Origin of the sequence: Polaromonas sp. CG_9.5 (genome assembly GCF_035984465.1) — a bacterium.
Classification (GTDB): domain Bacteria; phylum Pseudomonadota; class Gammaproteobacteria; order Burkholderiales; family Burkholderiaceae_C; genus Polaromonas.
In genome coordinates this window covers 36091-48231 of sequence record NZ_JAXCHR010000002.1, presented here as the reverse complement: position 1 = coordinate 48231, position 12141 = coordinate 36091, and the positions used below count along the sequence as shown (strand labels likewise).

At 58.9% G+C, this 12141-nt stretch carries 12 protein-coding genes; 4 read left to right on the top strand and 8 right to left on the bottom strand.

The window, feature by feature from the left end; genetic code table 11:
• Positions 1–216 precede the first annotated feature (216 nt).
• From RCH06_RS01675 to RCH06_RS01645, 7 genes are all read right to left on the bottom strand, one after another.
• Positions 217–1407 carry a phospholipase A gene (locus RCH06_RS01675; protein ID WP_327079706.1) on the bottom strand — a complete coding sequence of 397 codons (1191 nt, stop codon included), beginning with the start codon at positions 1405–1407 and terminating at the stop codon, positions 217–219.
• Positions 1408–1459: 52 nt separating this feature from the next.
• Positions 1460–1852 (bottom strand): hypothetical protein, encoded by a 393-nt coding sequence (locus tag RCH06_RS01670; protein WP_327079705.1) that lies wholly within the window; start codon positions 1850–1852, stop codon positions 1460–1462.
• Between the two features lie 342 nt (positions 1853–2194).
• The gene (locus RCH06_RS01665) at positions 2195–4336 is read right to left on the bottom strand and encodes an ATP-dependent helicase (RefSeq protein WP_327079704.1); all 2142 of its coding nucleotides are present in this window, start codon (positions 4334–4336) and stop codon (positions 2195–2197) included.
• Positions 4337–4696: 360 nt separating this feature from the next.
• Positions 4697–5710, bottom strand: coding sequence for a helix-turn-helix domain-containing protein (locus tag RCH06_RS01660; protein WP_327079703.1), 1014 nt, complete (start codon positions 5708–5710; stop codon positions 4697–4699).
• Entirely contained in the window at positions 5707–5832 is a 126-nt protein-coding gene (locus tag RCH06_RS01655; protein ID WP_327079702.1) for a hypothetical protein, read from the bottom strand. The genes RCH06_RS01660 and RCH06_RS01655 overlap by 4 nt, the downstream gene beginning before the upstream one ends.
• Before the next feature lie 343 nt (positions 5833–6175).
• Positions 6176–6865, bottom strand: coding sequence for a hypothetical protein (locus RCH06_RS01650; protein WP_327079701.1), 690 nt, complete (start codon positions 6863–6865; stop codon positions 6176–6178).
• A gap of 239 nt (positions 6866–7104) precedes the next feature.
• Positions 7105–7893, bottom strand: a complete 789-nt coding sequence (locus RCH06_RS01645) for a DUF7946 domain-containing protein (RefSeq protein ID WP_327079700.1) — start codon at positions 7891–7893, stop codon at positions 7105–7107.
• Positions 7894–8150: 257 nt separating this feature from the next.
• Between RCH06_RS01645 and RCH06_RS01640 the strand changes: the two genes are divergently transcribed.
• A complete protein-coding gene (locus tag RCH06_RS01640) occupies positions 8151–8456 on the top strand; it encodes a BrnA antitoxin family protein (RefSeq protein WP_327079699.1) in 306 nt (101 codons plus the stop codon).
• A 179-nt stretch (positions 8457–8635) separates the two neighbouring features.
• On the opposite strand, the gene RCH06_RS01635 is transcribed toward RCH06_RS01640, so the two are convergent.
• The gene (locus RCH06_RS01635; protein ID WP_327079698.1) at positions 8636–9055 is read right to left on the bottom strand and encodes a PaaI family thioesterase; all 420 of its coding nucleotides are present in this window, start codon (positions 9053–9055) and stop codon (positions 8636–8638) included.
• A gap of 409 nt (positions 9056–9464) precedes the next feature.
• Here RCH06_RS01635 and RCH06_RS01630 point away from each other — a divergent pair, with 409 nt between their 5' ends.
• From RCH06_RS01630 to RCH06_RS01620, 3 genes are all read left to right on the top strand, one after another.
• Positions 9465–10436 carry an AEC family transporter gene (locus RCH06_RS01630; protein ID WP_327079697.1) on the top strand — a complete coding sequence of 324 codons (972 nt, stop codon included), beginning with the start codon at positions 9465–9467 and terminating at the stop codon, positions 10434–10436.
• Positions 10437–10525: 89 nt separating this feature from the next.
• Positions 10526–10816 carry a helix-turn-helix domain-containing protein gene (locus RCH06_RS01625; RefSeq protein ID WP_327079696.1) on the top strand — a complete coding sequence of 97 codons (291 nt, stop codon included), beginning with the start codon at positions 10526–10528 and terminating at the stop codon, positions 10814–10816.
• Positions 10806–12050: a type II toxin-antitoxin system HipA family toxin gene (locus RCH06_RS01620; protein ID WP_327079695.1), complete on the top strand. Its 1245-nt coding sequence runs from the start codon at positions 10806–10808 to the stop codon at positions 12048–12050. Before RCH06_RS01625 ends, RCH06_RS01620 begins: the two co-directional genes overlap by 11 nt.
• Positions 12051–12141 lie beyond the last annotated feature (91 nt).

The window sequence follows — 12141 nt, the reverse complement described above, 5'->3', positions numbered from 1 at the left end:
AGTGCGGCAGTTGCCGGTGCGATTGAGGGGTAAAAACATGCGCACAGCTTACGTCAAGTCAATAGCTGGGGCTGTTCAGCCGCGCAGGGCGGCTTCAAGCCCGACTGGTGCGGGTTCAGAGGCTGAATTAAGAATAAAAACCCCTTCTTGTGCAGTAACCACGGGCGCGGTTTGCTATTAAATAAGTAGCGCACCGGGCGGCGTGCCGTGGCCGGTCTACCAGTCGACCAGGCTCAGGCCGACGCTCAGCACATTGCGCCTTTTGTTGTAGTCCAGCAAGCTGTCGCCGTAACCGCTGAACAGCTGAACGTGGTAGCGCAGGCCGGTGTAGTTCGGCGATGAGGTGGGGGCCATCAACCAGTCGACACGGGTGGAGCCGCGTGCTTCGCTGCGCAGCGAGTGGCGCAGCGTCACGCCCACGGTGTTGGCCTTGTTGATCTGCCAGTTGGCCGTGAGTTCGGCGCGGCCGATGTAGTTCTCAATGCCGGGGTTGTTGTCATTTGGCGCTGATTCGCGCAGCCGGTCCCAGATGCGGGCCTGCAGGCGCAGGCTGGACTCGGGGCTGAGTTCTTTTTCAACCGCGCCCATCAGGTAAGTGCGGTTCCAGCTGCGTGACAGCGGATCAGACTGGCCGTTGGACTGGTGCACCAGCCCCAAACCCGAGAGCCGGTAGTTCCAGCCGCCCGGCAGCGCAATCTGGTGCGGGTAGATATAGACGATCTCGGGCTCGTGGTCGGTCGAGCGAAAAGGCCGCGAAATCGCCGGGCTGAACAGCTGCCAGTAACTTTGCTGGGTGTAGCCAAACCAGAGCGAATCCTGGTCGTCCCCGTCAGCTTCGCCGCTTTTGAGCAGCCCCTTGGCCACTTTGGTGCGCACCGACAGCTGGATCTTGGTTTCGCCATGCCTGTAGTCCGGCGGCGTGCCTGCGCCAATCACCGGCGGGGGGCTGACGCCGCCCGATATGACGCCTGCGACCGAAATCGGCCGGTAGCCACGAAGCGCAAAGGTGTCGCAGTCGGTGCCGCGCTGCAGTTCCCAGAACCTGGACAGCTCGGAATACTGGGTGTTACGGCAGCCGATGGGTTTGCCGTCAGGCGCTTCGGTGTTGAGCGACGGCAGCAGCAAAATTTCAGTTTCCGGCTTGCCGGTGGCCGGGTTGGCCGGTGCAGTGGTCAGCGCTGCAGGCGGCGTGTTGGCTGGCAACTGCGAATCGGCCCATTGCTGGTAACAGGCCAGCTGCGCGCCGGTGTCGTTTTTGATGGCCTGGCAAACCTGCCAGCCGAGGCTGGTCGGGCGGTTGGCCGGCATGTTGACGACCGGCGTGGCGGCTTGTGCCTGGGCCAGGCTGCCAGCCAGCAGGCCAGAGGCCAGCAAAATTCGGCTAAGGGGGGAAAGTGGAAAGGTCATGAGGAGGTTCAGTGGGCAGGCGATAGGTCGAAAACTGGCGGGGCAGTCAGGTTCAGGGTGAAGGAAGTCGTGTCAACGTAAAAGGAATGTCGGCCGCATCAGGCGCGGCGCTGGCGCTGGTGTCTTTCCAGCGGCCCTGGTAAACCCGGCCGCACGAGCCCGGCTGCATTTCGCCGTTCCAGGTGCCGGTGATGCTGATCCGGTCAGACGACTCGTCAAGCAACAACATGCCTTCGTCCAGGTCGCCAGCCAGCGCCGCTTCGGCGGCGTGCCCGGCAATGGCCGGTGTGCCGGCAGCAGCCCCCAAATCACGGCTGACCGTGCCGGCCAGGCTTTCCGAAAATTCGGCGTGGCGCTGCAGGCGCATGGTGGCGCGCTCGGGCAGTCCGGCCGGTGGATGGTCAAAGCGAACGGCCCAGCGGCCATACAGCTGCTCGGCTTTCATGCTTAGCGCTGGCGGGCAGGCTGGTTCAAGCTTGTTTTGGGTGCTGGCGCACGCCAGCAGAGCGTTACTGGCTATTAAAATAATAGCGAATTTGGAAAGTCTGGCGTACATGAATCGGTGAATAAGCGGATCGGTTTCGTGATGGACGTCGGTCGAAAAAGACGCTGTTTGAAGCCCAAGGCGGTCAATCACGGGCCGGCCATGTTAGCTGAAAGCGTATTTCCGGGTGGCTGCTGCGGCTGAACGCGTGAGGTTTTCATGGCGGTCAACCGGCGGGTGAATGCGGGCTGCGCGGTTTTACAAACTCGGTGGCGCTGTGCTGCACCGGTCGGTCAATGCGGCTTACCGGCCATCGTAAGCCGCCTTGGCCGCCGCCGCTGCGGCCACGCCATCGGCGGCTTTCTTGGCGAACTCGGCCCGCAGCGCCTTGATTTTTTCGCGCGGGTCTTCCTTGATCGTTGCCTTGTCCAGCGCCATTTCGGCAATAAAGCGGCTGGGCACGCCGGCAATCGTTTCACGGTTTTTCTTGCGCCGGCGCAGCCAGTTCACCGCCAGCGTGCGCTGGGCGCGCGTGATGCCGACATACATCAGCCGGCGCTCTTCCTGCAGACGCAATTCAATGCTGTCGCCATTGCTGCCGTCGTCATCCTCTAACTTGAAGGGCAGCAGCCCTTCGTTGACACCGGCCAGTACCACATGCGGCCATTCCAGCCCCTTGGACGCGTGCAGCGTCGAGAGCGTGACGACGTTCTGGTCGCCTTCGCGTTCGCTGATGGTTGAAAGCAGCGCAATCGTCTGCACCACTTCCAGCATGGTCTTGGTCGGTTTTTCGACCGTCGCGCCGGATGCGTCGTCAATCTGCCCGCCACAGCGCTGCGCCATCCAGTCGCAAAAATCCATCACATTGCTCCAGCGCGCCGCCGCCACCTTCTCGCTGTCCTCGCCGTCGTAGAGGTGCTTTTCGTAGTCGATTTCCTTCAGCCAGTCGGTCAGAAAAACCCGTGCGTCCTCAGCGCCCACGGTGCGCTTGGCGCGGTATTCGAGGTCGTTCAGGTAGCGGCCAAACTCCTGCAACGAACCGACCGCCTTGGCAGGCAGCACCGAACCCAGCGAATTGCTGAACAGCGACTCGAACAGGCTGAGCTTGTAGGTATCGCCAAAGGTGGTCAGCGCGCCCAGCGTGGTGTGGCCAATGCCGCGTTTGGGCGTCTTGATGGCGCGGATGAACGCTGCGTTGTTGTCGTTGTTGACCATCAGCACCATCCAGCTGCACAAGTCCTTGATTTCGGCGCGGTCGAAAAAGCTTTGCCCGCCCGACACCTTGTATGGGATGTTCGCCTTGCGAAAGGCTTTTTCAAACGGCTTGGCCATGTGGTTCGCCCGGTACAGCACGCAAAAGTCTTTCCATTCGCGGTACTGCTGGCCTTCGGTTTGCAGGCTGCCTTCGGCGCGCAGGCTCTGGATGCGCGCCACCACGCGCTCGGCCTCGTGCTCTTCGCTGTCGCAGTCGACGACCCGCACCGGCTCGCCTTCGCCCAATTCGCTGAACAGCGTCTTGGGAAACAGCTTGGGGTTTGGGCCGATGACGTTGTTGGCGGCGCGCAAAATCGCGCTGGTTGAGCGGTAGTTCTGCTCCAGCTTGACGACTTTGAGCGTCGGAAAGTCTTGCGGCAGTTTTTTCAGGTTGTCCAGCGTCGCGCCGCGCCAGCCGTAGATGGATTGGTCGTCGTCGCCCACCGCTGTAAAGCGGCCGCGCGCGCCGACCAGCAGTTTCAGCACTTCATACTGCGTGGCGTTGGTGTCCTGGTATTCATCAACCAGCACGTGGCCGAGCGCCGCCTGCCATTTATTGCGCACTTCCTCGTGCTCTTGCAGCAGTTTCAGCGGCAGGCCGATCAGGTCGTCGAAATCGACACTTTGGTAGGCAGCCAGCCGCTCTTCGTAGTTGGCCATGACGCGCGCCACCAGCCGTTCCTCGTCGCCGCTGGCCTGTGCTTCGGCCTGCGCGGCGTTCAGCCCGGCGCTTTTCCAGGCGCTGATCGTCCACTGCCACTGGCGCGCCGTGGCCACGTCGGTGCTGCCGCCGGCGTCTTTCAAAATGCTGGTCACGTCGTCGCTGTCAAGGATGGAAAACTGCGGCTTCAGGCCCAGCGCCGCGCCGTCCTGCCGCAGCATGCGCACACCCAGCGCATGAAAGGTGCAGATCAGCACGCCCTTGGCCGGCTTGCCGATCAGGCTTTTGGCACGCTCGCGCATTTCGGCGGCGGCCTTGTTGGTGAAGGTGATGGCGGCAATCTGCTCGGGCCGCATGCCGGTCTGGATCAGCCGGCCAATCTTGTGCGTGATGACCCGCGTTTTGCCCGAACCGGCACCGGCCAGCACCAGACAAGGGCCGTGCAGGTAGTTGACGGCTTCCTGCTGGGCCAGGTTCAGGCCGTGGGCGATGGCGGGAGCTTTGGAAGAGGTGGGTGAAAGTGAAGACATACAGGCGCAAAGTAGGAAGCGATAAGGGCGGGCGGCACGCCGCGCCACGAAACATCGAAGCGCCGCCAAGGCAGCGGTCATCATAGCTAGACGCGGATTTCCCCGCGTCATTCCCGCGCAGGCGGGAATCCAGCCGGCGCTGGGGTGGCCTGGCGTACTGGATTCCCGCTTTCGCGGGAATGACGGAAGTGGCAGTTTTGCGCAAGTCCTATTTTTCTTTGCCTTTGTCATTCCCGCGCAGGCGGGCATCCAGCGTTTGTTTCTCCGCGTCATTCCCGCGTAGGCGGGAATCCAGCCGGCGCTGGGGGGTGGCATGGCGTACTGGATTCCCGCCTGCGCGGGAATGACGGATAACGGCGCTCAGTGCAGGTGGGCGGCGTGCAGGCTGAGACTGGCCGGTTTCAGCTTCAGCGCGGCGCAGGCGTCCAGCAGCACGGCGCGGCGCACCGGCTGGCCGGCGCGGTGCTTTTCAATCGCCGCGTGCGCCCAGCCGCAGCCTTTGGCGCTGCCCAGCCCGGCGTCGATGGCCGCTTGGCGCAGGGCGGCGAGTCGTTCACGACCGGCGGCGGCGACCGCAGGCGCGGCGGGCAGCGTGGGCGGCGACACGTACAGCGCAGGCGCAGCCACTGTCGCACCGCCCGCGCCCGCGCCCGCGCCGGGCAGCGGCTGCAACCATCCGGCCTCAAACCGCGCCCAGTTTCGCGTGCAGCAGGTTTTCATGGCCTGCTCCAGCGTGATACCCGCCAGCGCCGCCTGTTCGCACAAGTCCTGCACCACCGTCGCCGTCACCGGGCCTTTGCGCTTGGTGGCCCGCACGGCCGCAAAGTCGGCCATGACTTGCGGATTCACCTGATCGATTCTCACCCGCGCCGCCGGCAAGGCCGGTGCGTTTGGCGTCTTACTATTCTCTTTCAAGTTCAATACAGTTATGGGTGCAGATTCTGCGGGGGTCGGCGTCAAAAGTTGCGGGGGTGGCACGTCGAAATCTGCCGGGGACGGTGCAAATTGTGCGGGGGTTGGGACTGTGGCAATGGCATCAAGCGCAGCGTGGTCTGCCGGCGCACAAGGCAAAACCTGCCACGCCGGGGCCGCGCAGGGCAGGGGCCGCAGCCCGTCCAGCGCAATCGCATAGCGCGTCGCGCGGCCCGTGCGGCGCAGCCGGGCGACCAGAATGCCCGCGCGCTCCAGCGCCCTGATGTGTTTTTGCACCGTGCGTTCGCCCATGCCGCACAGCCGCGCCACTCGGGCCACCGACGGCCAGCTCAGCTTGGCCGAATCGTTCAGGTGCGCGCAAAAGCACAGCAGCACGATCTTGCTGACGCCCTTGGGCAGGGCCGACAGCCAGACCCGGCCAATCATTTCCAGGCTGCTCATGCGGCACCGCCCTTCGTTGATTGGCCGATAGCGGCGGATGCACGGGGCGCGATGTTGAGGGTGAAGGCGAGAAGGTGCGCGCCGTGAAATTCCACGGGCGTAAATGCGGGAGCGTTAGCCATGAATGGCCTCCAGGACGTTCAGTTTGCAAAAACTGACGCACCCACTACCAAATGGGGGCGGCAGCTCGAACGGGTTGGTAGACCGGGAACCTCCTGCGAGAACCGGCGGAGCCGAAGCCCCCCCATCCGAGCCGCCAAAAACTGGAAGCGAAAATGATGAAGCCGCAGGTTCTGCGGGGAAACTGCGGCTTTCGTCGCAGGAGAGTTACACGGGCTACCAAACCCGGCCACACCTTTTTTTGGTGTGGACTTGTGGCGGAGTATAGCGGCTGAATGTTTTAATTCATCTGCCTGAACGGCCTTTTGCGCAGGTCTGGTGGAATGATGATTTGTGCCTATTTTCTTACTGATTCTTGGGGGCGATATTGGCCGTCAAGGGAGATTTGGTTGCAGTTGCTGCTGCTTCAAGACCAGTAATGATGTTACACGCAGAATGGTAGGTTAATGCATCTGCTATAGCTCGATTTACAGGATATTGCAAAAGCGGCTTTTCTCTTTCCTTAGTCATGTACTGCAATAAACCCTCACGTTGCTTTGATATACCTGCAGAAATAACGTTCACTGTGAGATTGTTAAAATACGCTTCGTTATACAGGCTCAAGAAAGCATTTGAAACTGTACTTCCTGCCGCCAACGCTTTCGCAGCAGATACCGGTGTAGCAATGCTCGCAGCACCGGATAGTAGGGTTGCAAACCCGCTCCATCCCATTTGGGTTTGAGATTTTGAAGAAACAAGTACGCGTAGAAAAGTCCCACATCGTTGATTCGATGCTGCAATTATTCTGTCTTGCAGATCATTACGCAGGTACTGAAATTTGGTCATTTCAGCCGACGTAGACACCAATTCTGGATTATCGAGACCATAATGCTTTAATAGATCGCCTATATCGATCTGCTCAAACTTCTCGGCCGTTTTGGAAGTTTTATCAACCATCAGTGAGCCTGCGCCGCTTAACAGATTGTCTTCGTCTGGTGTCGTGTAATGCCGAAGTGTGGAACATCCGGTTAAAGCAACTGCACTTACCAAGATCATGATTTTCAATATTGCGTTCACTAATTTGCTCCTTTATTCAAGTACTTATTAACAAATTCAGACTTTAGGTTGGAAAGGGCCGACATTTAAATTCAGTAGTTGGCGAAACTGATCCACTGCAATGCCGTTTTAGGGATGGTCTGCATAAGTCGTTTTTCCGATTTTTGGCGTCAATGGAATAAATGACTTACGAGCGTTTGAGCTAGAAAAAACGGGGTTATGCAGAGGTTCCTTAGATATCAAGCTATCGGATAATCACTAACGCCATGAACGATATATCTTTTAATGCTTCCCGTCGGCGCTACTACCGCATTTGCATTTAGATAAAGAAGACCCGGTCTGCTCATATTGTTCTCGTGAAGCGACCAAGTTATCAGCGACCTAGCTCTCTCCGAACTTTCAAGATCGATGCTAAATGAAACGGTACGTTTCTCTACCAAGTCGAAGAATTTTCCCCAGCCAGTGAGTGAGTTGTATTTGGTGACGTTGCCAGATATCTCGTGAGGTGCTGGAACTGTAGCGGGTCGAAGATAAAGTAGTGACTGCGCATCGAAAACAGCTAACTCTTCGCCGCGAGGGCGAGTTACGGTGAGCACTATCTTTTTGTCTTGGCGTATTGGTCGATGAACTTCCTCAAGCGCAGATTCAAGCACGGCAGGCAGTTCACCTAAAGTTGGCTCGATCCGCTTATCGAGCGCATTTGAGTGGACTGCGGGCTGATTAAATTTTCCAACTGCCTCGTTAAAGGCGTACTTTATGTAGTCATAAAAGACGCCACTCGTTAAAGCGCCTGCCGTCCAAATCGTAGCCTCATAAACAAAGCTCCCTCTTTTTGGCGTTTCAATATATATCTTGGCGCCATTAACTGCCTCGGCGCGAGTTCGTATTTCACCATTTAGGTAAGCGTGCGTGACTATCGAGCTTGCTCGCGCGATCCCGTGAAGCGCAACCGCCGCGTCATAGATTTCCAACCTTCCTGAATCGGCTGTGCCATGTTCGTAACGAAACTTGATTTTGAGTTCTGACATTAAGCGACCCTACGAGTGTTTGAACTTTAAGGCTAACGTATATTGGACAACTGAATGTTACTTACTATTACTGTAAGTTACGATCCTAAAAGAAGAAACTTGCAATTTATTTCTCTTTTTAGTGCGCTAACAAGTGAGCAAGCCGTTTAGGAAAAACTAAATTCCAGCGAATGAATTTGCTTCGCAATCCGTGCGCCCTGACGTGCTCGACACACCGCGCGGCGCGGCTCGCCGCATCATTTCCATGAGGTACGCCAATGAACGCGAAATTGCCAGACACGCCCAAAGCCTGGGTTGACCCCCACGATGCCCCCGAACTGGACGAGGCTTTCTTTCGCAACGCCACCCCTTTGATTGACGACAAGCCAGTGTCCCCCGCGCAGTACGCCAAGGCGGTGCGCCGTGGCCGTCCCGTGGGCAGCACCCAGGACGCGGTCAAGGTGCCCACGACCATCCGGCTCTCGCCCGAGGTGTCGGCGGCCTTTCGCGCCACGGGCCGGGGCTGGCAGACGCGCATTGACGCGGCGCTCAAGGACTGGCTGAAAAATCACTCGCCTGTGTGATAACCAGCGCCGCCTTCCTTCAGCGGGACGGGGCTGAACGGGGAAGCGCCGGGTTCAGGCTTGTGAACAGTCTGAAGAATTGATTTTATTAAGTTTTTCAGGCCTCTAGCGCACGCTGCACGTGCGCAAGCAGCTATAAATTAAGTAGCGATTTATTCAACAATCGAAAAACCAAACGCTCAGGCGGCCGCAGCCCGCTGGCGGGGAATGGCGTAGGTGCCGACGACATGTGCTACGGGGTCGTCGCTGCCTTCGGAGTACAGGCTGACTTCGCCGACCGCCAGCAATTTGCCCACGCGCATGAGTTTGCACACGCCGATGATGGCGCGGTCGGCTGACGGTTTGCGCAGAAAGTTGATGCTCAAGCTGCTGGTGACGGCCAGCGGAACGATGCCGATTTCGCCCAGGATGGCCACATACAGCGCCACATCGGCGACCGCCATCAGCACCGGCCCGGCCACGGTGCCACCGGGCCGCAGTTCATGAATGCCAATCGGGTGCCGGATGGTGGCGGATTGGTTGCCCACCGCCTCCACGGTGCATTGGGTCTGGGGAAATTCTCGCGCCAGGAATTGAGCGATTTCTGTGTGGGTGGCCATGGTTTCCTTGGGTTTCTGGGGAAGGTGGTTTTTGGGCAAAGAATGAAGCGTAGCGCCACGCCGGGATGGCGTGATCAAAAAAACTCCCGGCGCACGCAACATGGCAGCGCAAGGCAAGTCGAACATGCTACAAAAAATAGAGCTGCCAGCGCAGGCGCAGTATGCGAAAAAGGCACTCTTATCTCATTAGCTACCTACCTCAGACACGGATTTTTCCGTGTCATTCCCGCGAAGGCGGGAATCCAGCCGGAGTTCAGCATGTGGCACTGGATTCCCGCCTTCGCGGGAATGACGGGTTTTATTCTTTGAGGTAGGTAGCTAATCAGGCACTTTCAGCCTCAAAACCGGTGGCTTGCTTGTACAGACGCTGCCAAGTTGCCAGCGCATCTGGCCGGCGACAATACGCCCCGTGCTCAATATCCTTGCCGTTACCTTTCCCTTCTTTGCGCTGGTGCTGTGCGGCTACCTTGCCACCCGGCGGGCGTTGTTGCCGCAAGCGGCCATTCCGGGTCTCAACACGTTTGTGCTGTATTTCGCGCTGCCCTGCATGCTGTACCGCTTTGGTGCCGGCACGCCGATTGCGCAGTTGCTCGACGGCAGCCTGATTGCCGTGTATTTGCTGTGCGCCTTGCTGATCGTCGGCATCACCGTGGCCGTGACACGGCATCGCGCCCAAGGCGGCCGGCGGGGCGTGGGCTGGAACGACGCCGCGTTCGGCGCGCTGGTCGCGGCCTTTCCCAACACCGGCTTCATGGGCGTGCCGCTGCTGGTGGCGCTGCTGGGCGCGCAGGCCGCCGGCCCGGCGATTGTCACCATCGTCATCGACATGCTGGTCACGTCGTCGCTGTGCATTGCCTTGTCGCGGCTCGATGGCGCGGACGAGCACGGTGCGGCACGGGCCGCCAAGCTGGCGCTCAAGGGCGTGGTGGTCAATCCGCTGCCGTGGTCGATTGCGCTGGGCGCGCTGGCATCTAGCCTGGATTTTGCGTTGCCAAAACCCGTCATGGGCACGGTCAGTTTGCTGGCCGATGCGGCCTCGCCAGTGGCGCTGTTTACCATTGGCGCGGTGCTGGCGCGCTCACAAATGAATAGCGTGTCGCGCACGCCCCTGGCGGACTACGTGCCGGTAGCACTGATAAAACTGGTGCTGCATCCGTTGCTGGTGGGTGGCGTCGGCCTGGGCGCCATTGCGCTGGGCTTGCCGCTGGAGCGCTTTACGCTGACCGTCGTGGTGCTGGTGGCGGCATTGCCCAGCGCCAGCAACGTAGCCATGCTGGCCGAGCGCTTTGGCGCTGACAACGGGCGCATTGCGCGCATCATTTTGCTGTCAACGGTGCTGGCGTTTTTCAGCTTTCCGGCAGTGGTGGCCTGGCTGACTTGATATTCTGAGATCGAGTCGTCAGAAATCTGATTTGGAAATGTACATTTACCTAGACGTTTTTGTGATTTCAGGCTTAAATGTTCATTTAAATGAACAAATTAAAAATTCCCGCGGACCTTGGCAAAGCCATCGCCCAATATCGAGCGGACAACAAGCTGTCTGCCGTCGCCATCGCGCGTAAAGCCGGGCGCAGCCGCACCGTCTTGCACAACCTGGAGCGTGGCGACGATGTCACCGTAGCGTCTTTGTTTGAAATTCTCCGCGCCATGGGTTTATGTATCAGCCTGCAAAAGACCGGTATGCCGACGCTTGAAGAAATGCAGCGCAGGTTTGCAGACGAGGACGAAGGGAACGAAGCAGGGAGCAAAAATGCTGCCTGAGCGCATCCGTCTGCTCGATGTAGACATCAACGGCGCGCACAGCGGGCAACTGGCGCACGCGTCCACTTACACCTTTGACTACCGCCGCGATGAGGGTTCGCAGCCCAGTGTGTCTTTGCTGATGCCGCCTGGCATCTTGCATTTTGACGGCGGTAGCGCGCTGTTTCCAGCGATGGACATGAACCTGCCCGAGGGCTACTTGTTCATGCAAATCCGTGAGTTCTTCCCCAAACAGACGATCACTCCCATGCACTTGCTGGCCTTGATGGGCAACAACGGCATTGGGCGGCTGGGCTATCGGCTGGCTGATGCAACTGCTTTAACGCCTGCTGCCGTTGTCAACAAGGCCGACTTGCTGGCCAGCGGTAACGGCCCGGCGCTTTTTGCGCAACTGATGCACGCCTATTTGTCCACCGGGGCGGGTATATCAGGTGTTCAACCCAAAATCATGGTGCCCGACAAAGCTACTCTACCGGTGCCCACCCTGATCATCAAAATGGCGGCTGACCGTTACCCCGGCTTATCTGCCAACGAGTTCATGTGCCTGTGTGCCGCGCGGGAAGCGGGCATTGAGGTGGCACCTTTTGATTTGTCTGAAGACGGCTCGCTGTTGGTGATTGAGCGTTTTGACATCGCCGCAAACGGCAAGCGCTTGGGCTTTGAAGACGTCGCATCGTTGATGGGCCAGCATGTGCGCGATACGCTGTCAGATCGCAAGTACCACGGCAGCTATGAACGCGTAGTCACTGCCTTAAAGTTGATCAACTTGCCGGCAGCCGGGCTGGCGCGGTTTTTTGAGCAGCTTGCCTTTACTGTCATGGTGCGTAACGGCGACGGGCACCTTAAAAACTATGGTGTGCTCTACAGCAGCCTGGATGACTTGCGCCTCGCACCCATGTTCGACGTAGTCACTACGTCCATCTACAAATACCAACGCTTTGAAGGCGGCCCCGAGCTGGAAGACCACACCATGGCGCTCAAACTATTTGCCGGTGCCAAGGGGTCAAAAATTTATCCCTGCGCTAAAGACTTGCTGGATTTTGGGCGGCGCATCTGCGGCGTGTCTGACCCCGCAGCGGTTCTTCAGCGTATTGCCCAAGGTATGGCGCAGGCTTTAGCCAAATGTAGATCGGACCACCGGATTGCTGCGCCGCTGCATGCACAGATGAGCGCGGCCTGGCAGTCTGGTTTGATGTTGGCGGGGCAAACTGCGCGGGGTGGCCAGCAGAGATAATTTGTATTAATTTAAGTGCCCGTTTGAATCGACGAAAAGCGGCTAATCCTTGGACTCAATTGGATGTGGACGCACGGGCAAGTTATGTCCG

Bases quoted from the DNA above. Each gene is read 5' to 3' on its own strand.
- RCH06_RS01675 (WP_327079706.1), bottom strand. From the start codon at position 1,407: ATGACCTTTCCACTTTCCCCCCTTAGCCGAATTTTGCTGGCCTCTGGC.
- RCH06_RS01670 (WP_327079705.1), bottom strand. From the start codon at position 1,852: ATGAAAGCCGAGCAGCTGTATGGCCGCTGGGCCGTTCGCTTTGACCAT.
- RCH06_RS01665 (WP_327079704.1), bottom strand. From the start codon at position 4,336: ATGTCTTCACTTTCACCCACCTCTTCCAAAGCTCCCGCCATCGCCCAC.
- RCH06_RS01660 (WP_327079703.1), bottom strand. From the start codon at position 5,710: ATGAGCAGCCTGGAAATGATTGGCCGGGTCTGGCTGTCGGCCCTGCCC.
- RCH06_RS01655 (WP_327079702.1), bottom strand. From the start codon at position 5,832: ATGGCTAACGCTCCCGCATTTACGCCCGTGGAATTTCACGGCGCGCAC.
- RCH06_RS01650 (WP_327079701.1), bottom strand. From the start codon at position 6,865: ATGATCTTGGTAAGTGCAGTTGCTTTAACCGGATGTTCCACACTTCGG.
- RCH06_RS01645 (WP_327079700.1), bottom strand. From the start codon at position 7,893: ATGTCAGAACTCAAAATCAAGTTTCGTTACGAACATGGCACAGCCGAT.
- RCH06_RS01640 (WP_327079699.1), top strand. From the start codon at position 8,151: ATGAACGCGAAATTGCCAGACACGCCCAAAGCCTGGGTTGACCCCCAC.
- RCH06_RS01635 (WP_327079698.1), bottom strand. From the start codon at position 9,055: ATGGCCACCCACACAGAAATCGCTCAATTCCTGGCGCGAGAATTTCCC.
- RCH06_RS01625 (WP_327079696.1), top strand. From the start codon at position 10,526: ATGAACAAATTAAAAATTCCCGCGGACCTTGGCAAAGCCATCGCCCAA.
- RCH06_RS01620 (WP_327079695.1), top strand. From the start codon at position 10,806: ATGCTGCCTGAGCGCATCCGTCTGCTCGATGTAGACATCAACGGCGCG.